The organism is bacterium (genome assembly GCA_021372535.1).
In the GTDB taxonomy this organism is placed as follows: Bacteria; Latescibacterota; Latescibacteria; order Latescibacterales; family Latescibacteraceae; genus JAFGMP01.
In genome coordinates, this window is sequence record JAJFUH010000206.1 from 26728 (window position 1) to 50079 (window position 23352).

General features: G+C 52.3%; 13 protein-coding genes. 10 read left to right on the forward strand and 3 right to left on the reverse strand.

Features of this window, described 5'->3' with window-relative positions; all coding sequences use genetic code 11:
- Positions 1–193 precede the first annotated feature (193 nt).
- Together LLG96_17840 and LLG96_17845 are read left to right on the forward strand one after the other, a co-directional pair.
- On the forward strand, positions 194–2458 hold the full coding sequence (locus LLG96_17840) for an MFS transporter (protein MCE5252068.1): 2265 nt from the start codon (positions 194–196) through the stop codon (positions 2456–2458).
- Positions 2459–2558: 100 nt separating this feature from the next.
- Positions 2559–2900 carry a DUF3467 domain-containing protein gene (locus tag LLG96_17845; GenBank protein MCE5252069.1) on the forward strand — a complete coding sequence of 114 codons (342 nt, stop codon included), beginning with the start codon at positions 2559–2561 and terminating at the stop codon, positions 2898–2900.
- Between the two features lie 210 nt (positions 2901–3110).
- On the opposite strand, the gene LLG96_17850 is transcribed toward LLG96_17845, so the two are convergent.
- Complete coding sequence (locus LLG96_17850) at positions 3111–3761, reverse strand: nitroreductase family protein (GenBank protein ID MCE5252070.1); 651 nt, start codon at positions 3759–3761, stop codon at positions 3111–3113.
- A gap of 713 nt (positions 3762–4474) precedes the next feature.
- Between LLG96_17850 and smc the strand changes: the two genes are divergently transcribed.
- Positions 4475–8071 carry a chromosome segregation protein SMC gene (smc, locus tag LLG96_17855; protein MCE5252071.1) on the forward strand — a complete coding sequence of 1199 codons (3597 nt, stop codon included), beginning with the start codon at positions 4475–4477 and terminating at the stop codon, positions 8069–8071.
- 95 nt (positions 8072–8166) lie between these two features.
- Here the strand turns inward: smc and LLG96_17860 are convergent, their stop codons facing one another.
- Positions 8167–8328, reverse strand: a complete 162-nt coding sequence (locus LLG96_17860) for a hypothetical protein (protein MCE5252072.1) — start codon at positions 8326–8328, stop codon at positions 8167–8169.
- A 462-nt stretch (positions 8329–8790) separates the two neighbouring features.
- Here LLG96_17860 and LLG96_17865 point away from each other — a divergent pair, with 462 nt between their 5' ends.
- Entirely contained in the window at positions 8791–9774 is a 984-nt protein-coding gene (locus LLG96_17865; GenBank protein ID MCE5252073.1) for a substrate-binding domain-containing protein, read from the forward strand.
- A gap of 268 nt (positions 9775–10042) precedes the next feature.
- Positions 10043–11110: a glycoside hydrolase family 18 protein gene (locus LLG96_17870; protein MCE5252074.1), complete on the forward strand. Its 1068-nt coding sequence runs from the start codon at positions 10043–10045 to the stop codon at positions 11108–11110.
- Between the two features lie 61 nt (positions 11111–11171).
- On the opposite strand, the gene LLG96_17875 is transcribed toward LLG96_17870, so the two are convergent.
- Positions 11172–11765, reverse strand: coding sequence for a MarC family protein (locus LLG96_17875; protein ID MCE5252075.1), 594 nt, complete (start codon positions 11763–11765; stop codon positions 11172–11174).
- 528 nt (positions 11766–12293) lie between these two features.
- Here LLG96_17875 and LLG96_17880 point away from each other — a divergent pair.
- The 5 genes from LLG96_17880 (at position 12294) to LLG96_17900 (ending at position 23199) form a co-directional block, all read left to right on the forward strand.
- On the forward strand, positions 12294–14306 hold the full coding sequence (locus LLG96_17880) for a hypothetical protein (protein ID MCE5252076.1): 2013 nt from the start codon (positions 12294–12296) through the stop codon (positions 14304–14306).
- A 37-nt stretch (positions 14307–14343) separates the two neighbouring features.
- The gene (locus tag LLG96_17885) at positions 14344–15402 is read left to right on the forward strand and encodes a FecR family protein (protein MCE5252077.1); all 1059 of its coding nucleotides are present in this window, start codon (positions 14344–14346) and stop codon (positions 15400–15402) included.
- Positions 15403–15434: 32 nt separating this feature from the next.
- Positions 15435–18125, forward strand: a complete 2691-nt coding sequence (locus tag LLG96_17890) for a hypothetical protein (GenBank protein MCE5252078.1) — start codon at positions 15435–15437, stop codon at positions 18123–18125.
- Positions 18126–18656: 531 nt separating this feature from the next.
- A complete protein-coding gene (locus LLG96_17895; protein MCE5252079.1) occupies positions 18657–20888 on the forward strand; it encodes a T9SS type A sorting domain-containing protein in 2232 nt (743 codons plus the stop codon).
- Between the two features lie 157 nt (positions 20889–21045).
- Positions 21046–23199, forward strand: a complete 2154-nt coding sequence (locus LLG96_17900) for a T9SS type A sorting domain-containing protein (protein MCE5252080.1) — start codon at positions 21046–21048, stop codon at positions 23197–23199.
- Positions 23200–23352 lie beyond the last annotated feature (153 nt).

Genomic DNA, 23352 nt, shown 5'->3' on the forward strand with positions numbered 1-23352 from the left:
CGGGTATGTTTTGAGGCCCTCCTTCGCCCGCGAGACGCAGGGGAGAGCGAGTCGGGAGGGTGAGGGCAGAGAGCATTTACGGGCCTTTCTCGGAAAGAACGATTGACTCCCTCCGTTCCTGTTCATATTTTTTACTCATCACCTTCACTGTTCGTATTGACCTTGCTCACGGGAGAGTCTGAGTTTACGAATTATGCCCGGCTCTGCGCTTACATATTCCAAATCCGAGATCAACACCGGTCTCAGGGGGTTTTTCAACTGGATCGTCTTCATGGGCGGCTACTGGCAGACAACGCTCGCCAGCTCCCCCATATTCATCGGGTTTGTGCTTGCGCTCGGCGCAAGCGAATCCACGCCTTCGAATTTCATCTGTTTTCTCTACCTCACCGGGCTCATCCAGATAATCAGCCATCTTGTCACCAACCGTTTTAAAAACAAGAAATGGCTCGTCATAATTTTCGGCGCCATGGAAGGGTTGATCCTCACCCTGATCATCGTGCTGTCGATGTCGATCTCGCGCGACTCGCTGATACGGATCATTCCGCTCATCATCATGATGTCCGCCGCATTCTCCCATATCGTCAATCCGCTCCTCAACGCATGGTACGGGGCTCTCATACCGGACAGCATCCGCGCTTCCTACATCGGGCGAAGGATCATGATGTCCCAGATTGCCGGGATAGTCTCGCTCACCGTCGCGGGGAAGGTCGTGGATGTCATGAGCGGCCTCAACGGATTTTATCTTGTTTTCGGAATCGGCATAGCCATGGTGGTCGCCGCGTATTTCTCCCTCAGCCCTGTCCGGTTTCCCGCCGAAGTGAGCAGGAAACCGTTGAGCTTCGGGGATATCATCAGCATCGCTAAAAACGACAGGCAGTTCATCATCTTCAGCCTCTGTTACGGCGCATGGAGCATCGGATATTACAACGCCCTTCCCAATCTCAACGTCCTCCTGATCAGGCAGCTCCACCTGTCCTACTCTCGGGTGGCGTTTTATCAGAACTGCCAGTTTTTCTTCATGCTTGTCGGATATGCGCTCTGGCCGCGCTATATCCAGAAATTCGGCACCCGTCCGACCATGAGCCTCAGTCTCGTACCGCTCATATTCATCCCGCTCATCTGGCTCACCGTCGAATCGTTCAATCACCAGCTCCTTATCCCGGTCATGATGGTGTATGGGATCGGCATATCGGGGGTCATTTTAGGCGCGAGCACGCATCTTTTCACCATCATTCCGAAAGACGAGCGTTCACCCGCCTACCTTGTGTGCTGGTCGGTGATCGTGTTTCTCTCGATGGCGATCGGCCCCAAACTCGGCGCAGGAATCATGGAAATGTCCGAACAGGTCCGTTTTACCGTCTGGCACTTCACCATCATGAACATAAAGCTCGCGCTGATTGCGGTCAGCGTGTTCTATTTCATCGCGTTCGTGCTGCTTGGACGGCTCCGCGGGAAGAAACCCGTTCCGGCCACCGTGCTCGTCGACCAGATTTTCCGGCACAATCCCATTTCTCTTGCCTATAACCTGTTCGTGCTCGAAAAGTCGACCCACGAGGAGCCGAGAGCGGACGCCATCGAGAAACTCGGCAGGTCGGGCGGAGCCATGGCGCTCGATTCGCTCATCAACTCGCTGACCGATATCAGCCCTGTCGTCCGCCGTCAGGCGGCATCGAGCATCGGTGAGGTAATGCATCCCGAGGCTGTGGGCCCGCTCGCCCGTTTTGTCCGCGACCCCGAATCGGATATCAGGGGCGAGGCGGCTTCTTCGCTCGGCAGGATCGACACACCGGAATCGCGCAAGGCAGTGTGGGGTGCTCTCAGCGACACGAATCCGGGCGTTCGTGCGGCGGCAATACAGGCGCTCGGGAATTTTTCGGGCGCCGAGGTCGACGAGAAGCTCATTGACATGGTGAAGACGGTAAAAGATCCGGTCACCTTCACCGCGCTTGCCGACACCCTTGCGCGGAGGGGAACACTCGATGCGGTGGAATATATTCTCCGCAGCCGGGAGATGTTCGCTTCACAGAGGATACGAAAACAGACCCTCAACGCCGTCGCGGAGATGCTCGGTATGGTGAACGATTTTTACCCGATGATCTCCCAGGGAGCCACTCACGCTGTTGCATCCCTGGAAGAATACCTCGAACGGACGCTCGTTCTGCTTGAAAAAAGCCGCAGTCCCATCGTACCCGAACTGATACCCCCGGTCGAGGGTATGCTCACCGCCTTTGCCGGGAACGATACGGCTGCTTTTCTCGAACGGTCGTCCGAGTTCGCCCTCGGCATACAAAGCAAAGGGTATGAGCAGCCGAGAGTCCGGGCATCGATACGGGCGATAGATACCTTCGTCCGGTCGAAAACGGATAAAAGGGAAACGCATTTTGCCGGAAAAGCCTTTCTCGCCGTCTGCGCCCGTGTGATCATCGACGAGATTCTGAAGGAGAGGAACGGGAAATAGATTACGCCCGATGAAGACACAAAGGCAAGCTGTTACAGCATTTTTATTTTTCTTTACAGATTTTAACCGTGAATTTTATGAATAACGACAGGGAGGTGTCATGAGCCAGCAGACCGAGAGCCCACAGCAGAACCGTCAGGTCAGGATCGAGATAACCGATGATGTGGCGGACGGTATCTATGCGAACATAGCGTTCATCGCGACCAACAACTCGGAGTTCGTCCTCGATTTCGGACGGTTTCTGCCGGGTAATTCGCGGGGAAAAGTGGTCACAAGGGTTGTCATGAATCCCATGAATGCCAAGGGATTCCTCAAGTCGCTGTCCGATTCCGTGGAACGGTTCGAGAAGCAGTTCGGCACCATTTCACCGGAGAGCACGACGAAAAATATCGGCTTTACCATCGATTCAGATAAGGAAGAGAAAAAGAAAAAATCGGAGTAGAAACAACTGTCATACGTTTATATGCGTAATTCAATACGCCGATCGTTCGTGCGAGAAAGATCCCCCCGTCGCTTTCAGCGACACCCCCCTTGTCGAAGTGGGGATAAATACCTGATTTATCAAGGGATTGGGCCATAATGGCCACTTAATCGATGGTGTTTCCCGGCTCGCCGCTCTGTCGCATACCAAAACGGTCATTGGGAACGCACCCTATTTACTGCTCCCCGGATAACCCACAGCCTGCGATACAATTATTTTCTGGTTCGGATCGAGCCCGAGTTTTTCACGGAGCTTTTCTCCGCCCACATCCCGTATCACCGCACCCATCCCATGCGCCGCACAGTAAAGATAAACGTTCTGCGCGATCAGCCCCGTATGCATGGTCGAGTACTCTTCCATGGACGGTTGTCCCCATACCGGATACCGTGCCTTCGAAATATTGTAATCGGCGACATAGATGATATGGAGGGGAACGTTCACAGCATATTCCTGTGTGGAGACAAGTTTCCGCACATCCTCGCCGGTTATCTTTATCAAGGCCTGTTTCGGGGCATCGTACAAAAATACGCCGTCCTTCGTCAGCGCATACAGGAGCATTTCCCTGACAGTGAACGCCGTGGCCGCGGTTCTCCGCCCGGTACGTTTATCGTTGACACCGAATGCCGCCCACAGAACCTCGGACAGGGTCTGCATCGACAGCTCCTTCGTGCTGAACTTTTTAAGCGTGGCACGGTTGTTCAGAGCTTTCATGAGCTCTCCGCGGATTTTCGGATCGGGGAGCGGAATGACCTCCTGAGCCGAAGCGATGACGGGGAACAGCAGGAAAATCAGTAAAACCAGCGGCAGGTTTTTTATATTCATGGGATAATCCTCTGCGTAAAAATATTCTTATGATTTTATCGGTAGTTTATCACCATGTAACCGCTAAATCAAGCCATTTTTACACTTGAAGCCGGTAATGAGATATGCCCGGTATTGAAATGCCGGGCTATTACAGAAAAGTCCCTTTCGGGACTCTTTAAAGCATACAGAACAACGTTCGTAAATATAGTGTCTGAACCACTGATATCTATGATTAACTGATTTCACTGATAAAATACAGTGTCACAGATTTCTATTTTCAATGCTCGACATCGATCGTTCGTACGGGAAAGATCCCCCCGTCGCTTTCAGCGACACCCCCCTTGTCGAAGGGGGGATAACTACCTGATATATCAAGGGATTGAGCCATAATGATTGTATATTCGGAGGTGTTGTCCGACACACCGTTCTGCCGCTCTATCGAAACGGAGAGAGAGGACAGGGGAACTGAAAATTCGTTTGGTCTGTCGCATCACCTCCGGAAAATGGTCTTTTCCCCCTTCTCTTTTCCCTCAGTGCCTTGTTTTTTTCTTTTTCTCACTTTGTCCCTCTGTCCCTTTTTTCTTTTCCCCTTGTGCCTTATGCCTTATGCCTTATGCCTTGTGCCTTATGCCTTTCTTCTTCATTTTTTACTTGACGTTATCCCCAATATATAGTATTGTACTGGGTGAGCTCACACTACATATCCCCCTTTTTGTGCGTACGGGAGACGGATGAAACTCAAACGGCTCGAGATTTTCGGCTTCAAATCATTCGCTAAAAAGCTCGACCTCAGGCTCGAGGGCGGCATCACCGCCGTTGTCGGCCCCAACGGGTGCGGCAAAACGAACGTCATCGACTCCATCCGCTGGGTGCTCGGCGAGCAGCGCCCGACGCAGATTCGTCTCGACCGCATGGAGGATGTGCTCTTCAAGGGCTCCGACAGCCGCCGCCAGCTCGGTATCGCCGAGGTGAGCCTCACACTCGACAACGAGGACCGGCGACTGCCCCTCGACATGCCGGAGATCACCATCACCCGCAGGCTTTTCCGCACCGGCGAATCCGACTACATGATCAACCGCACTTCCTGCCGCCTTTCCGACATCAACGATCTCTTCATGGACACCGGCATGGGCACCGACTCCTACAGCATGTTCGAGCAGAACATGATCAACTCGATCCTCTCCGACAAGACCGAAGACCGCCGCCATATCTTCGAGGAAGCCGCCGGGGTCACCAAGTACAAGGCCCGGAGGAAATCTGCCCTCGGCAAGCTCGCGGGCATCGAGGACGACCTCAACCGCGTCGGGGATATCATCGCCGAGCTCGAACGCCGCGTCGATTCCCTCAAGCGCCAGGCATCCAAGGCGGAACGGTACCGCAAGCTCAAGACGGATATCAGGGAGCGCACGATTTCCATTGCCGCTTTCGAGCTCGGGAAGCTCGGGGAAACAGCAAAGGAGGCCAGAAACAGCCTCGCCGGTGTGCAGGAAACCTCGGAATCCATGAAGACCAGAACATCGCAGCTCTCAGCCGAAAGCGAGCAGCTTTCCCTCGACATCGTGACCATGGAGAAGGAGCTCGAAGAGATTGCCGGGGTATTCACCGCCAATCTCACCGCCATGGGCGAGAAGGAAAAGGAGCTTGCTCGTCTCGGGTCACGGATCGAGTTCCTCGGCGAGCGCGCCGAACATTCCCGCGAGGAGTCGCGGCGTGTGGCATCATCCCTCGAAAAGCTCGCGGAAAGTCATGGCCGCATGGCCGAGGACCTTGCGGCGGTCAGGGAACGGCTCGATGTCGTGAACCGTGACTCGGGCAAGCTCATCGAACATTACAGGGTTTTCGAGGCCCGTGTCAGTGAAAAGAGCGGGGAATACGGGAAGATCGAACAGGAATACCGCCGTGTTGAGCACGTGCAGGCCGAACAGCGGTCGTCGCTCGAAACGGTGAAGGTGTGGGGCGAAAGCGGGCGGAAACGGCTCGCTGAAATCGGCGAGCGGTCCGCGGAGCTCGAAAAAACCATTGCATCCGCCGACTCCGAGCTGAGCCGCATCTACGCCGAGATGGAGCTCGCAAAGGACTGGACCGCCGGAATCGACGAGCGGCTCGGGGAGCTGAAAACGTCCCTCGAAGTCGTCACGGCTTCGCTCGAAGAAGCCGACACCGGGATCAGGGTTCTCCGCGAGGAGCAGACAAAACTCAGGACCGAGCACGATTTTCTCGCCGAAATCGCGCGAACCTATGCCGGATACTCGGAGGGCGTGCGGAACGCGGCTGACCCGAAACGGCGCGAGAACGGGGTGCTCGGCGTGCTCGGCGATGTTATCGCAGCCGATGAAACGTATGTGCGGGCAATCGAGACAGCGCTCGAGGACAGGCTCCAGAACGTCCTCGTGGATACTGGCGGCCATGCGGTCGAAGGCATCCGGTTTCTGTCGGAAGGCGAGCTCGGCAGGGCGACATTCCTGCCGGTCGACCGCCCGGGGAATGCACCTGAGTATCGTGTGCCCGAAGCGAAGGGCGTCATCGGCCCCGCAGCCGATCTCGTAAGGACGGAAGCCCGGTTCAGGCCGCTGGTCGCGCGGCTTCTTGCGGGTGTGATCGTGGTCGATTCCCTGCAAACCGCTGTCGGGCTTCAGCGCAGGAACGACGGGATGACGTTTGTGACACTGGCGGGCGAAAAGGCTGGCCCCCTCGGCGACATAGCGGGAGGCAGAACCGGCGGCGAAGGGAGTTCATCGAACATAGGGCGCACGGAACGTCTCGAAAGCCGTGCGGCAGAACTGGAAAAAAACGCGGCGGAACTGGAAACAAGCATAGAAAACCGTGAACTGTTGGCGAATGAAGCCGACTATATACGTGCAACAATCAGGGAACAGGAGAAAGTCCGTGAGGATATTACTCGTCAGGTACAGGGACTTGAGTCTTCGAGAGCTCATGCTGAGGCAAAAAAAGACGCGGCTGCAGAGATGCTTTCCAATCTCAATGCTGAAGCCGAACGGATTAAAGAATCGTTTGCTGGTTTTACGGCAGAAATCGCAACACTTGAAAGCGATATTTCATTAAAGGGCGGGGAACTTCTGAAGCTCAGGGAACGGCTTCAGGTCATATCCGGGGAGCTTGACGGGCTCAAGACCGAGCTCGAAGAGCGCCGCTCGGAGGTGAACGAGTATACCGTCGAGCGTGCAGCCCTCACCGAGAAAAAGGCCTCCCTCGAACGTGAAACAAAAACCATTCAGGAACGGAGGGAGGCCCTCGCCCAGTCATCGACCCGCATACTCGGAGAAATAGAGGAGACAGAGCAGGAAAGCCTCGAAGCCGGACGTCTCAAGAGCGTCATACGGGAAGATATCGAAAAATTCTCGGCGGAGCACACGCGCATAAAAGCCCGCAAGGACGAGACTGAGCGCCGTCACGCCGGGCTTCTCACCAAAAGGAGCGAGCTCGAGCGCGACCTCCAGAATCTCCGGAGAGAGATGGTCGAGCTGTCACGGCGCGAGTCGTCATATACACTCCAGATCGAACAGGCTTCCATGCGGACGAAGGCCATATACGAGCGGCTCGGCGATGAGTTCTTCGTCAGGCCGGAAGACATGCCGGAGCCGGATTTCGACCATGATTTCGATCCCGAGCAGGAGCGGCTCCTCCTCGAAGACCTGCGGCGCAAGGTGCAGGCCATCGGGGACGTGAACCTGGCAGCCGAGGCCGACTATCTCGAAGAGAAAAAACGTCTCGACTTTCTTACCGGAGAACGCGACGATCTTGTCGAGGCACGCAAGACGCTCACCGAAACCATTATGAAAATCAATAAAATCGCCCGCCAGCGGTTTCTTGAAACGTTCGAGCTCATCAGCATCAACTTCCAGAAAACCTTCCAGGAATTTTTCGATGGCGGCGTATGCAATCTCGAACTCGAACAGGACGAAGACCCCCTTGAAGCCAAAATCCTCATTTCAGCACGTCCCCCGGGAAAGAACATCCGGTCGATCAACCTGCTTTCGAGCGGCGAACGGGCGCTCACCGCTATCAGCCTCCTGTTTGCCATCTATCAGGTCAAACCGAGCCCGTTCTGCATTCTCGACGAGGTCGATGCTCCTCTCGATGATGCCAACATCGACCGGTATCTCCGTGTCATCAGGCATTTTTCAAAAACGACCCAGTTCATCATGGTCACCCACAACAAAAAGACCATGGCCTCCGCGGACAACCTCTACGGTATCACCATGGAGGAGCCGGGCCTGTCGAGCCTCGTGAGCGTGCGCCTTTCGCGCGTCGATTCGGTCGATGAGGATTCCGGGAAAGAGAAAACGGAAGAGGTGTCGGTGGAATAGATGCCGCCGTGGCAGAGTTTCCCTGCCAGAATGGCCGTCATAATTCGGAAACGGTTACCTTTAAAAAGCAGTATGCCGCGAAGATTATTCCCCATTTATTTTGTTTCATGCGCTCTGTCCGCACCGGGATGAAAACAGCAGGAAATTTTTGAGGCCTGCTCCAGAAGCTCGCGGACACGCTTCTTCTCTTGCTCCATTTTAACCGTCAGCGTTTCTATATCGGAATATATAAGCGGTTTTTTCATGACATCGTTCATTCGGATCACTTCCTTCGAACATGATAGTGTCGTCCCGTTTTCCGGGATCGTTCCGATATTTATATAGTGCAACTTTTATGCCAGAAAAACCTTATGTGTGCTATTCCATAGCCCATATGTAATTACATCTTCACCCGCATTTTTTACTGTCGCTTCCCTGTTATCTATATCGGCATTTTTTACCAGTTTAGAAGGTATTTCCGCCATAATGTCACATAATGAGCGGAACACGGGGTGTATCATAAAGTCGGGATTATTGGATGTAGCCCCCTTTCTGTCCTGCGGACATCCTTCCTCCGGAGGGGGCAGTATCCTGCTGTGGCGCAACGACTTCCCTTGCTCCCACCGGGGGAAAGGGGGCTGTAGTATAAACCAGAATGACTTGTCAAATACCTTGCATGATACATAGAGGAACCCTATATTTTTAACTCAATCATACATTTTTCTTTCAAGGAATCTCCCATGCGTGTTCATACAGCAGTCCTGGCGGGTGTGCTTGCCGCTCTCTGCGCCGCGGGATGCGGCAAAAACGGCGGGCAGGATCAATCCGCGAAACCCGGCAGCCGTCTCACCATAGCGGTGATTCCAAAAGGCTCGACCCACGAGTTCTGGAAAGCTATTCATGCCGGGGCGCTCGATGCCTCGAAAGAAGAGCAGGTGGACATCATCTGGAAGGGGCCGATAAAGGAGGACGACCGTGAGGAGCAGATTCAGACGGTCGAATCGTTCATTGCGGCAAAGGTCGATGCCATCGTTCTCGCCCCGCTCGATGACCGCGCCCTCCTGCCGTGCGTCCGCGAGGCAAAGCTGACAGGCATCCCCACCGTGATCGTCGACTCCGATCTCGTGGGGAACGACCACATCGCTTTCATTGCAACCGACAACTACCGCGGCGGTGTTATCGGCGCCGAGCTCGCCGGAAAACTCGTCTCCGGCTCCGGCAGACTCATCATGGTCAGGTGCATGGAAGGCGCGGCATCCTCCACAGCGCGCGAGGAGGGCTTCATCACCACGATACGGTCGAAATTCCCCGGCATAACGGTGCTGTCCGATAACCAGTATGCGGGCGCAACCACCGAAAGCGCCTACAGAACCTGCGAGAACCTGCTCAACCGCTTCGGCGATGTCGAGGTCATCTTCACCCCCAATGAGTCGAGCACCTTCGGCTGTCTCAGGGCGCTCCAGGATTACGGCCTCGCGGGAAAGGTGTTCTTCGTCGGCTTCGATTCATCCGAAAAGCTCATACAGGCGCTCCGGGACGGGGAAATCAACGGTCTCGTGGTGCAGAATCCCTATAAGATGGGGTATGACGGCGTCAAAACGGCGGCTGCGTATCTGAGGCACAAGCCCTTTCAGCAGCACATCGACACCGGTGTCTACCTCGTGACCAGAGAAAACATGGATGATCCGGACATGGTACGGCTTATCAGACCGGCGATCGAGTGACGGGAAAAACAGGGACAAAGAGATCAAAGAATAAAATCTGGTTATTCATTTAGTGCATAAAACTTACGAATAAGATATTTTTACACGTTACCGTGTCATTCCCGTGAAAACGGGAATCCATCATCTCATGCTCATGACAGCGCAATAGTAAGACTGGATTCCCAATTCACTTCGTTCTTGGGAATGACAATACTCGTATATTAGTGATTATAATCTGATTAAATAACCAGATATAACAATACATTTCGAACAATCGGGGAGTGAAACCATGAAAATCGCGGTATGTACAGCCGTTCTTGCAACATTGATGATTGTCGCATGTTTCGATGGAGTAAGCACCGTTTCGGCCCAGGAGCTCGTGCTCGGCTATTATCCGGCATGGGGCAAGGAACGCTATCCGGCCGAGGCAATCAATTTCAGCATTCTCACAAACATCATCCATGCCTTTGCCTGGCCGGATTCGGCCGGAAACATCGTGCTCTGGGAAGGTTTTGCATACCCCGGGCTTGTCGAGGCAACCCACCGCGCCGGGAGAAAAATCACCGTGGCGCTCGGCGGCTGGGGAAACTGCACGGGATTCCCTCCTGTGACGGCCGACCCCGCTCTGAGGGCGCGTTTCATCGCGAACATCATGGATTTCTGCCGGACGAACGGCTATGACGGCATCGATCTCGACTGGGAGTTTCCCGCCAATCCCGCAGAACGCGGTAACCTCACCATTCTGGTGAACGAGCTGCGCAAAGCGGCCGACAAATCCGGGAATCCGTTTCTCATCACCATGGCAGTCTCCGCGGGAACGTGGTCGGGCGACCACAACGATTATGCCGCGCTCAAAGACAAGGTCGACTGGTTCAATGTCATGACCTACGATTTCTACGGCTCGTGGACGGCGGTCGCGGGACACAACGCACCTCTCTACGGTTCCCAGGAATCGGTGAACACGTCCGTCGCGTTTCTCACGAAAAAAATGGGCGTTCCGCCGGAAAAGATTCTGCTCGGCCTCCCGTTCTACGGCCGTCAGTTCAAAACCATGCAGCTTTATGGTCCAAAAACAGGCGGCGACGGAATATCGTACAGGGATATAGTGAAAAGGCTCGACGAGGGCTGGACACGGTCATGGGACGATGTCTCCATGGTCCCGTATCTCGTGAATCCCGAGAAAAACACGATGATTTTCTACGACGATCCGGAGTCCATAGCGATCAAGTGCGCCTATGCCCGCGAAAAGAAACTCCGGGGAGTGATGATCTGGTCTATCGGAAGCGACTACATGGATGGCAGCCAGCCCCTCCTCGAAGCAATCGGAAAGGCAAAGGGCGCAGCCGGCAATTACTGAGCTGCACCGTTTCAGCAGGCGCGTGTTAAAAGAGTCTCCCGTGAACGGGGGAGTGCATTATTTATCGCCCTTCAAAAATGAACGCCATGACACCCATGCGGATCATTTTTATTCCGAGGGCGATCAGGAGAAGCATGGTTATTTTCGATATAACTCTGATCCCGTTCTTTCCGAGGATTTTTTCGATACGGACGCCGTAATAAAAGGCGAGGCCGGTGACGAAAATCATGGTGAGAAACGCCATGAGGGATGGCGCGGTGCCATGAATATCGACCAGCAGCATCATGGTGCTGATGACCGCCGGGCCGATGATGAGCGGTATCCCGAGGGGAACGATGCTGAAGGATTCCGTGGGCTTGCGGAGTTTTTTCTCCTCGCCGAGAAGATCGTCGATGCCCATGAGAACGAGGATAAGCCCGCCGCCGACCTGGAAATCCTCGATGGTTATTTCCATGGCGTTGAGGAGTACTTTCCCGAGAAAAAGAAAAAAGAGCCCCACGGAAAAAGCGGTCAGGAGTCCGAGACGGAGCACCGACTTTTTCCTGTCCTCCGGCAGCTCCTTCACGAGGAAAAGATAGATGGGAAGAATACCGATCACATCCTCGGCAATGGCAATTTTTACAAGACAGACAAAATACGATTTCAAAAAAGGCATGGCAGTCTCACGGAAAAAGACCCGTTCAGTTCTCCACGGTTTTCATGAACATACCGCACCATGCTGCATGACATATATATCATATTTCCGGGATAGGAGAACAAGGAAAATCGCCGGCGGTTCCCTTTTTAAAATACCTCCGGGCACCCGAAGGTAAAAAATACACAGTTTATCACACTGCATAATTGAACTTGCAGTTTTCATATTCTCTATATACATTAGCGTTAATGAATGGATTTTTTACCGGATAATACGCCTTTTATTCAGGTTAATAAACCTTTTTTTATAAAAATGTGACGTAAAATACATCTTTAGCACACTATGGATATATATTATAATGGTTTCGGATGTAATTAACGTATGAATTTCCTGTCCTTCGCTCCGGCGCACGGCGCATAAAATTATCTTGACATAACCGATACAATATGTTGTTATTTACGGAAAATAGATTTATCGCCCATACTGTATTATCCATAACATTCTATCAATGTCGGCTTGAATAATTCGGCTGACGGGAGGAGGCATGGTATGAAAATCGGTAAAGTGCTCTTCGCCCTGCTGCTTGCGATATCCCTTATTGCGGGGATACCGATCACAAGCCGGGCGGAGGTTATGATGACAGCATATGTTACCGGCCTTGGGTTCGATATCTTACCCACGGCGCTTTTTACCGTAGATGACTGGCTGTCAAACCCCAACCTCTGGTCGATAACGATCATCAATACACCGGAAGGCAACAAGACAGTCAACCGTCTGGTAATTGATTTTACGTTGTCGAATGCAATCTGGGGAGATATCGCCACCGGTGAACTTCGTGTAATCGGAGAGGGCGACCAGTATTTTAAACAATCCCTCGCTCCGGGGCAGACATACACGATTGTGAACACGATGCTCACCGAAGAAACCAATCAGGTGATAACGAGCGGGTGGTCACAGAAATTTGTTGACGAGGCAATGCGTATCGGATATATGCCCGAAGGAACCTATACATTTTCCTTTGCGGTCAGTGCATCCAAGAGCTGGTACGATAACTCCGGCGATCCGATTGTCGCGGAACCGATTCTGGAGAGCATAGAGATTCGTAATCCGCTGCCTCCCGAACTGGTTTCACCCGAACAGAATTCCCAGGATGCTCCTTCCATTCCCCGGTTTACCTGGCAGGCACCGCAGGTCACCGACCTGTCCAGACTCAGATCGGTCAAAAGAAACATCGACATTTATTATACCATAAAACTCTGGGAAATGTTTGAGACCAACGGATCGGAACTCACCCAGGAAAATGCGATAACCAGAAAACCGATCTGGACGGTCGAAAAATGGAAATCCACATCAATCGATTTCGATCCCGGTCAGTCACGCCGCGAACTCATCGCAGGAAGACCGTACTGCTGGCAGGTACAGGCGTTTGACGGCACCGGACGTTTTATCAGCGCCTCCAATGAAGGCAAGAGCGATGTGTGGCCCTTTACCATTAAATTCACACCTCCTACCATCAACGAGCCGCTCCTTTTTTACCCGCTCCGTGTCAGCTGGACACCTGCACAGGCGGGAGGAGCTTCGGTTCTCTATAATCTCAGGATTGCCGACAATGCCGATTTTTCCAATGCTTACGTTGCCCTGGGCCTGACGACCACATCATTCACCTATCCGTCCGATGGGCCGGCGCTCCGCTATGGCGTCATCTACTACCTGAGAGTGCGCACGACAGACGAAGCGGGGCTTCCGCTCGGTGAACCGGCGCTTACAACCTTCACGCTTCCTTCCACGGAAATAACCCTGTCTTCTCCTGCCGACGGATCGACGCCTCCGACCATGACACCGGCATTCCAGTGGCAGGGCTCCAACGACTACTACATAGTCACTGTGGCAAACGAGGAAGCGAACTGGTCGGATCGTTCAGGCGCAGTTCAGGGAACATCATGGACCTATGACGGCGAGGAACTCAGACGGGGAACAACCTACACATGGTATGTGACCCCCGCCAACGAGCATGGCGATCCTGTCGGCGCTAACTCCGACAGCTGGTCATTCTCCACATCGCCGGAAGATCAGATCAGCCTGATAAGCCCCATCAATGCCCGGGTTTCGACCATCTTCCCGGTATTCACATGGAACAGTTACACACCCGCAACCGGAAATAATGTCCAGTACAGGATTATCATAACCGACGACAGCGGAAACACCATTCATTCCGAAGATGTTTCTGCCACAACCTATACCTATTCGACAAGCGCTCCCGGGTTGTTGTACGCCGCCCGTTACAACTGGTCCGTTGCAGCCCTTGTCGGCGGCGACGAGATCGGTCAGAGAAGTCAGTCGGTGTGGTTCGTTACCCCCTTTGTCGAAGGCGGAGGTGGACAGGAAGTAACCATTACATCGGTCAGCGATGCTGTCAAGCTCGTATTGAGAGACTATCCCGGATTCGAGCCGTTTGCGAACAAGATATTGACCCAGATACTCGCCGAAACCGGACCGCTGACTCCGGCGGAGCTTATGGATATTATCGATAAATATAAAATCGTAAACGTGACCGCAAAGTGAGGCCGCGATGAAAAGATCGAAAGATAGAAAGACAGGCATGGCTAGAAACAGAATACTACAGTATTCGGGCATTGCGCTCGCGATAGTGATGATGCTTCCTATCATGTTGAGTGTGGTGTCCGCCCAGGAAGGAACGGTAATCGCAGTGGTTGAAAGAATCAACGGCGCCCTGCAGTACCGTGAAAACACCAGCACCGAGTGGAAGGCAGCTAAAGTCAAACAGCCTCTTTACAATGGTTTCCAGCTCCGGACCGAAACAGGAAACAAAGCCTTGATTCTCTATGTCAGCTCCGGAAGCCGTGTGCTCGTCAATGAAAACACCGAGCTCGAGGTTCAGGCGCAAAGCGCCACTCCGGGAGGAAAACCGACCGGTGAACGTACCCGGCTGATGATAGGAGAAGTTTATTCGAAAGTAACTCAGGGTTCGAAGTACGATGTCGAAACCCCGACATCGGTGGCATCGGTTCGAGGCACCGAGTTCAACGCTTCCTTTGACAACGGCGAAGCATCGTATCTGGTGGTCGAGAGTGTTGTCGAGGTCATGAACCAGCTCGGGTCCGTACTCCTCTCCCAACTCCAGGGCATAACAGTCGGCACGGGCGAGGCGCCGGATTCAACGAAGGTTCAGAAACTCTCGCAGGATCAGGTCAATCAGATGACCGGCTGGACCAACCAGGTTGAACCGTCCTGGAAGCTTAACATGAACATCGAGCAGGGCGACACCCACGAAATGGGTACCTCGTTCGCCATGACAATCTTTGCCTCCGACCCCAAGACAGGAAGCATGGATTCGAATGCGGCGTTCGCGCTTTCATCGCTGTCCTCATCGAACGATATCCTCGAGTTCTCGACGGATAACGGCAAGACATGGACGAACGCGCCGCAGGTCAATCTCGTGAGCGGCCAGGCTCGGGTACTCATCCGGCCGACGGCTGAAGGGTCTGCCGATGTCATCGCACAGGCTACAAATTGTGAGCCCGCCGGGGTTACCATTACGGTATCCAAAGCCAAGAAGAAAATAAAAATCGATCTGATTTTCACGGATCCTGATGGGACTAATGAAAAGACATTAACCCTGGAGCTTGAAGAAAAATGACCATATATACCATAAGAGAGGTGAATGAAGCCATGATACGCAGACAGCATACCAAAGTGCCCATGAGTATCATCCTGGCCTTGCTCTTGATGGCCATGTGGGCTCCTTGTGTTTTTGCCGATTCGATGCCGCCGTACATAAGCACGAATATGTACAACGACCGGTACGAACCGGGTGTTATCAAGGCACAGGTGCTGGATGATACACGGGTTTCCAAGGTTACCCTTTTCTATCGGAAACCGGGCGATATCGATTACAACAGCATCGACATGAAATCCAACAGTGATATTTATTACCGTGAACTCAAACGCGAGCTCGGTGTGCGGGGGACAGTGGAATACTATCTCCTCGCACAGGACACCTCGGGAAACGAGAAAACCGAACCGGCGCTGGACGCTCAGGAGAATCCGCTCGTTACATCGATGGACGATGTCGTGAACCAGTCCGCCGATGAGGTCGTTCTCTCGAGTCCTGAGCCGGGGACGCTCCTCGTTACCGGAAACCAGATGATCATCGTGTCGTTCTACAAGACCGACCGTGAAGTGGACATGGGCACCGTCCGCATCAGGATCGACGACCGTGACCGTACCCGTGAGGCGGACATTGTCGGCAACCTCGTCATGTGGGAGCCGCGCCGTCCGCTCGCTGACGGTATCCATGTGGTTGAAATCTATGCAAAATCGACCGCAGGACAGATCGTCGGGCCGAATATCTGGTCATTCCGCGTAAAGACCAAGCTCGAGCTCCCCATGGGCATGACAGGGAACTTCTATGCCGGGTTCCAGCATGACGAACGGTCGGACAATTCGACAAATGTTCCCCTCTGGAACAACAAGATCGATGTCAGCCTCGCGGGTGAAAAGGACTGGCTGAGCTGGGAAGCGGGAGTCATGCTTTCGAGCGAAGAATCAGCATTCCTCACCTCGGAAGACCTTCCGGCCCGTCAGCCCATCAACCGTTATTATCTCGATGCCCGCACACGGCACTGGAAACTTCACCTGGGCGATTCGAACCCGAATTTCAGCGAGCTTTCGCTCAAGGGAGTTCTCGTTCGCGGTCTCGATGCCCAGTTCAAGTCGAACCGCTTCAACGCCGAACTCGTCTACGGCTATAACAAACGTGACATCGGCGAAAATGTCGCTCTCGTCCAAAACGTCTCAAATGTTATGATAAACGGTTACACGGACGAGAGTACAGGCGAGTTTGTCGATATCTCGACCCGTCCCACTCAGGAAATCATTCAGGATTCCAACGGGGAATATCATGTCTATGAATTCAATCCGGGCACATTCAAACGGGATGTGATGGCATTGAAGCTCAATACGCTCCCCGTGAGAAGCCGCTGGCTCAGGTGGGATATCGGGCTGAACCTGTTCAGCGCCCAGGACGATTCGACGTCCCTGAGCACCGTGTACGATCCCGAGACCAAAGGCCGTCTCTACGATTACGGAAACAACGTTCTGTTCCCGACCGGATATGCGCCCAAAAAGAACTGGGTGGGAACGATAGAGACATCCTTCCGGTTCAACAACAACCGTTCGATCCTGTCGGCGGAGTTCGGCGGAACGATTGTGACCGATAATCTCTACGGTGTTGTCACCGATGACATCAGGGACGAGATACCGGATACGATCGACGACAGTGTATTCCGTATCAACGGATCGACCCAGACATCGTTCGACAAGATGAAGCTCAAGGACAGCATCGGCGCGGGTCTTGGCGACGCAATCTTCTCGGTATACAAGTTCAGGTTCATAACGCCGCTGCCGATCAAAGCGACGAGAACCAGCCTGCGGGCCGAACTGTACCGTATTCCGACCCATTATGTCTCGCTCGGCAATCCCCACGAGAAGACCGATGTAGGCGGGTACAAGCTGAACCTCAAAACCCAGTTCCTGCAGGATCAGGTTGGAGTCAGCCTCGACTACAACGCTTACTCGGACAATCTCAACAACGAGACCAAGCAGTACTCGAACACCGAGCAGTCCGCGCAGAAGGATCTGACAAAGGATACCAATGTCGCAAGCGTTACGGTGAACCTCATGCCCAAGATTCTTCCCGATTATGCTCCCGCTTTTTCGGTCGGTTACCGGACATACACGTCCGAGAACAACCTCGACTACAAGTTCAACGAAAAGATGAACAAGGTGAAGATGGCGACGAATACCGCGATGTTCTCGGTCGCCGGTACTCTCCCCGTGGGACTTCAGCAGCACCGCGGTACCCTGAGCTTCACCAACATGGACATCTCCGACGACCGTCCCGTCGCGGACTACGAGCGGAGCGATTCGAAGAACCTCACTGTCCTGTTCAACGTGAACTCGACCATCAATCCGCTTCCGCTCGCGATCAACTTCGCGATCGGCCGCACCGGCAACACGACCTATTTCCCGGTTCAGAAAGTCGACCAGTCGTACTACCGCAAGCAGGTTGACACGGGAATCAACATGGTCAACCTTTCCGGGTCGTACAAGTGGTTCCGCGACAAGCGGCTCAAAACCACGATCGGATTCGGGTACATCGGTTCCTCAAACGGCGAAGGCGGAACGACATACGAGGTCGATAATACCAAGACCTCGGCAAGGATCGAAGCCGATTACAAGTTCAGCAGGATGGCATCGTTCGGCGGGATGATCAAGTTCGTCAGCTTCACCGACAATGTCAACAGCGGCGCAGACTATACCGAGCCCATCATCGGTATCGATCTGAGATCGAATTTCTAAGCTGCTGCTGAAACAGAAACACGGAAGCCGCGTCGAAAGGCGCGGCTTTTTTTATTGCTGCCGAGCAGGCGTTCAAATCCGCCCGAGCCGCATTCTATCATACTTCATGAATAATCTCCATAACCATCCATGGCCACATCGAAGGATGAAAAATGTATGCAGGCACCATATGGATTCCCGATTAGTGATTCGGGAATGACGGCGTTACAGGGATACCCGACACCCGGCCGGGGCTTCGGTACCGGGAACCGCAGATGCATTTTCAGATAAGATCGTGTTCACAAGACCCGGAAATAATTTCTGGGTAATAACACCTCCACCATGCCGAAGTCCCATGAAAAAAAATATTTTCCCCTTGACAATGCCTATCATGTATATTCATTGTTACAGTATCTCATAATAGTACTATTTTCTTCCGATAACCGGGAAAAAGCGGCTGAATCGGAATATGGTTTTGTACATACGGACTTTTATGCTCTTTAAAAGCCTGAAAATAATCGATTTTGCAACCTTTCATGAAAGGATACCGATATGAACAGTCCGGCATATACTCCAAAAAAAATTGATTACGGTATCATTGTGCTGCTGTATGTGATGCTCCTTATCCCGTTCGCCGTCCGGGCACAGGCGGAGATGGTGACGATCGATTACGATGTCCGCGGCATCGCCGAAGATCATGACGGCATCCTGTGGCTCGGTACCGAGGATGGCATTCTCATGTATGACGGTGTCCGGTGGAAACGGTTCACCAACAAGGAAACGGGCAGACCGGGCGGCGTGTCCGCCAATGTTTTTCGCGCCGCGGCGGTCGATCAGGACAATGTCAAGTGGTTCGGATACAAAGCGCCGGTAACCTCGTTCGACGGTATCACGTGGAAGCACTACGAGGGCGACGATATCTGCCCCCAGGAATATTTCATTACGAGAATCGCGGTCGATCTGAACAACGAGAAATGGTTCACCACGTACGGCGGCGGTGTATGGAGTTTTGACGGTACACGCTGGGAGCACTATACGACCGGTAACAGCGGCCTTCTGTCCGGAGAGTTCACCGACGACCAGGGGAATGTATACCCTCAGGGCGATACGATTTATTCGATTGCCGTGGATAAGGACAATGTGAAATGGTTCGGGTCGGATATCGGGCTCTCCCGTTTCGACGGCGAAAACTGGACGACCTATGACCAGTTCGGACTGATCCAGGGATTGTTCGCGGACAAGGATAATAAGCTGTGGATAGGAACTTCGGACGCCGTGTACCGCTTCGACGGACAGAATGCGGAAAAGATGGCCGACAACAGGAACGTCTTTTCGTTCGACCAGGACAGGGACGGCGCGGTCTGGCTGATACCGGGACCCTACAGTTACGACGGCGAAACATGGACGCTCCACCGTGTCGACCGTACAAACATCACGATACGGCCGAAATACACGTGGAGAGTCTTCATCGATCATGCAAACACCAGGTGGATCGGCACCGACAACGGCATTCTGAGCTTCGACGGCGAGACATGGAGGGAATACCAGGTGGAGATCGATCTGAGCAAGTTCCCCCTCTCACCGGATACTGCCGGTCAGTACACGCCTCATCGCATCACAAAGAACGATTTCCCCTTCGATGTCATATCGTCGATCGCCGAGGACCGTAAAGGCAATGTCTGGGTCACCATCAATGAGGGGGGAGCCGCAAGTTACAAGGGCGAAACATGGACGGTCTATAATCCCTCGAACAGCGGAATTGCGACCGACAGCCCCCATGCTGTCGCAGTCGACCTGAACGATACGGTCTGGTTCGGTACATCGGCGGGGGTTTCGCGTTTCGACGGGGCAGCATGGAAAACCTTCACCGTGAGCGACGGTCTTGTCAACGCCGATGTGCGCGCGGCGGCGGTCGACCATGACAACGTGGTCTGGTTCGGAACCATGGGCGGCGTCTCGTGCTTCGACGGTACATCATGGAAGTCTTACGGAACCGATGACGGACTCGCCGACAGCGAGATCGTCTCGGTCGCCGTGGACAGGGACAACGTCAAGTGGTTCGGCGGAAACACGAAGGGAGTCACGAGCTTTGACGGGTATTCCATGCGGATTTACACCACTGCCGACGGGCTGGGCGACAACCATGTTCCATCCATCGCGGTCGATCAGAACAATGTGAAAGTTTTCGCGACGGGAACGGTCACTTTCTTCGACGGGTCCACATGGAGCGAGTTCACCGCCGATGACGGCCTGTGGGAAAACGACATAATCAATGTCTTTGTCGACAGCGACAACAGGCGATGGCTCGGGTCACGCATGAACGACGCGTACTGCATCGACGACAGCAAGCTCTACCAGTATAATTACACGTTCATGTACGGTCACGATGTCAACGTGGTGTACATCGATTCGACGGGACGCATGTGGTTCGCGACATCGTGGGGACTGACGAGTTTCACACCCAGAGGCGCGGTGTCGCTGGCCGATGAAACGGGGACTATCCCTCAACCGCTGCCGGTCATCTCCTCCTTCCCCAACCCCTTCAATCCCTCGACAACCATCGGGTTCACCCTGCCGGAAGCAGGACTGACAAACCTCTCAGTCTACAACATTGCCGGGCAGAAGGTCCGCGGGCTCGTCTCGGAGAATATGACCGCCGGTCATCATACCGCCGTGTGGGACGGAAAGGACGAGAATGGTGTACCGGTTTCGGCGGGAATCTATTTCGCCCGGCTGACCTGCGGCGGGCGGACGGTTTCGGGGAAGATGGTGATGGTGAAATGAAGGAAATGTGTCATTTGTCCTGTCCTGATTTTTATGCGTGCAAGGATGATCCCGGTTATTTCAGGTTTCTGGAAAACATTGAGCAGTATGTAAGGAGGGAACAATTTCATCACCCCCTTCCTGATGGTAATTTTCATCACATTAAAGGTCCTGATTCATGAAACATATGAGAACAGCTTCAGGTGTTATTATTCTTACACTCTGTTTTTCATTAAGTTTCGCAGAAGATACATGGACAACCTACCGTACGAATATTGTCGATACCATTACCGCTCTTGCCGTTGAAAACAATACGATCTGGATAGGAACACCGAACGGCCTTGCTGCATATGATAAAACGACGGGTACTTCCGTGGCCTATACAACCGACGACGGTCTTATTGACAATAGGATAAACGCTATTGCGATTGAACCCGATGGTGTCGTCTGGATCGCAACGGAAAGAGGAATTTCCAAGTTTGATGGTGTATCATTTACATCGTTCGATAACTTGGAATTGAGAGCAATGAAGATACTTGGCGCGGCAGTCGACTTAAAAAATAACAAGTGGTTCATTTCCAGCGATACCGTTATAGAATATGATAATGAAACATGGACCGTTTATAATATCGAAAACGGTCTTCCGGTCAGCTCGTTAACAACGATTGCAGTCGACAGAAAAAATACTGTCTGGATTGGAACCAATAAAAAAGGGATTGTAAGCTTTAATGAAACTGAATGGTCACTCAATGATGAATACCGTGAAAATATCGTATCCATAGCTATTGGAGACAATAACACAAAATGGTTTGGAGAATATCACGGTTCGGTTATTTCATTCGATGATGAACACTGGGATCAAACACAAATTATTAATTCCATGTGGTTTCTTTTTTCTCTTGCTGTCACTCCTGATAATACTCTCTGGGCCAGTACTAACATGGGACTTTATCGTATCAGTAATGGAGAAAAACAGTTATATGACCAAACATCCGGGTTGGAAAGATCGTATTGCAGGGCTATTGTCTCAGACAGGAGCGGTGATTTGTGGATTGCGGGATACTGTAGTCTGACAAGGTTCGATGGTGAGAGATTCACTAACTATCTTGGTTTTACCGGACCATCGGGGAAAACAATTTATTCAATAGCCATTGATCATGACAATGTTAAATGGTTCGGCCATAATACAGAATATATTTCAAATTTTAATGATACATATTGGTCGGGATTTAGGATTGATGGATATGAAAATATTGGTGAAAGCATTGTCGTTGATTCAAACAACGTGAAATGGTTTTCCGCGGGCTGGGATGGTGCGGTTAATTACAACGGCTCAGACATTGGTACATTGGAAATTAAAGGACAGAACGCCTATGAAACCTATTATAATATATATACCAGATGGCTTGCTGTAGATAGTAATAATATTTTATATTTAGCAACATCATTGGAAGATGATGACACACTTTTTTTACAAGAATTTTTTGCATGCGATTATATATATAAAAATGACCAACTAATACCTTTTAGTAATTTTATTGTTTCAATAGCAGTTGATTCTCAAAACAATATATGGGCTCTTAAACCATATAGATATAATTTTTCACGAAATACTTTTGGTGTCTATTATTATGATGGAGTTTTATGGTACTCAAAATTACTCATAAAAGATTTTAATATGATAATAAATAAAATATATATAGATTCGAACGATACAATATGGGGGCTTTCAGATACAGGGATTACCTTCAATGATGGTTCTGAATGGATAATATACACAACCTACAACTCCGGCCTTGTAAGCGATAATGTTTTATCCATAACCATCGACCACAATAACACCAAATGGATCGGCACCGACTCCGGTGTCTGCCGTTTCGACGGCGAAACCTGGACAACATTCAACACATCAAACAGCGGCCTCTGCGACAACAAGGTCAATTGCATCGCTGTCGAGAAAAACAACACCATCTGGTTCGGCACTGACAATGGAGTCTCCCGATACACCGGAGAAGTTATTATCACTTCAGTGGATGAAAACGAAACGAAACCTGAAACGCTCCCGGTTATCCGTTCCTACCCCAACCCCTTCAACCCCTCGACAACCATCGAGTTCACCCTGCCGGAAGCAGGACTGACAAAACTCTCAGTCTACAACATTGCCGGGCAGAAGGTCCGCGGGCTCGTATCGGGGAATATGACCGCCGGTAATCACACCGTCGTATGGGACGGCAGGGACGACAGCGGAGCGCCGGTCTCGGCGGGAATCTATTTCGCCCGGCTGACCTGCGGCGGGCGGACGGTTTCGGGGAAGATGGTGATGGTGAAATGAAGCTGATAAAAAGCTGTGTTCAATGAAGTATAAAGGGTGCAGTAGACCCTGAAATAAATTCAGGGTGACATGAGCGCCGTCATACCGAACCTGTCTCGGCATCTATCACTGCTTTTATTGCCCGGATATTTAACAGTGACATCAAGGTTTAAC

What these genes read in the sequence shown, in the direction of transcription:
- LLG96_17895 (MCE5252079.1), top strand. Translation starts at nt 18,657, where the DNA reads ATGAACAGTCCGGCATATACTCCAAAAAAAATTGATTACGGTATCATT.
- LLG96_17875 (MCE5252075.1), bottom strand. Translation starts at nt 11,765, where the DNA reads ATGCCTTTTTTGAAATCGTATTTTGTCTGTCTTGTAAAAATTGCCATT.
- LLG96_17900 (MCE5252080.1), top strand. Translation starts at nt 21,046, where the DNA reads ATGAAACATATGAGAACAGCTTCAGGTGTTATTATTCTTACACTCTGT.
- LLG96_17865 (MCE5252073.1), top strand. Translation starts at nt 8,791, where the DNA reads ATGCGTGTTCATACAGCAGTCCTGGCGGGTGTGCTTGCCGCTCTCTGC.
- LLG96_17880 (MCE5252076.1), top strand. Translation starts at nt 12,294, where the DNA reads ATGAAAATCGGTAAAGTGCTCTTCGCCCTGCTGCTTGCGATATCCCTT.
- LLG96_17845 (MCE5252069.1), top strand. Translation starts at nt 2,559, where the DNA reads ATGAGCCAGCAGACCGAGAGCCCACAGCAGAACCGTCAGGTCAGGATC.
- LLG96_17870 (MCE5252074.1), top strand. Translation starts at nt 10,043, where the DNA reads ATGAAAATCGCGGTATGTACAGCCGTTCTTGCAACATTGATGATTGTC.
- LLG96_17850 (MCE5252070.1), bottom strand. Translation starts at nt 3,761, where the DNA reads ATGAATATAAAAAACCTGCCGCTGGTTTTACTGATTTTCCTGCTGTTC.
- LLG96_17885 (MCE5252077.1), top strand. Translation starts at nt 14,344, where the DNA reads ATGGCTAGAAACAGAATACTACAGTATTCGGGCATTGCGCTCGCGATA.
- LLG96_17860 (MCE5252072.1), bottom strand. Translation starts at nt 8,328, where the DNA reads ATGAACGATGTCATGAAAAAACCGCTTATATATTCCGATATAGAAACG.
- smc (MCE5252071.1), top strand. Translation starts at nt 4,475, where the DNA reads ATGAAACTCAAACGGCTCGAGATTTTCGGCTTCAAATCATTCGCTAAA.
- LLG96_17840 (MCE5252068.1), top strand. Translation starts at nt 194, where the DNA reads ATGCCCGGCTCTGCGCTTACATATTCCAAATCCGAGATCAACACCGGT.
- LLG96_17890 (MCE5252078.1), top strand. Translation starts at nt 15,435, where the DNA reads ATGATACGCAGACAGCATACCAAAGTGCCCATGAGTATCATCCTGGCC.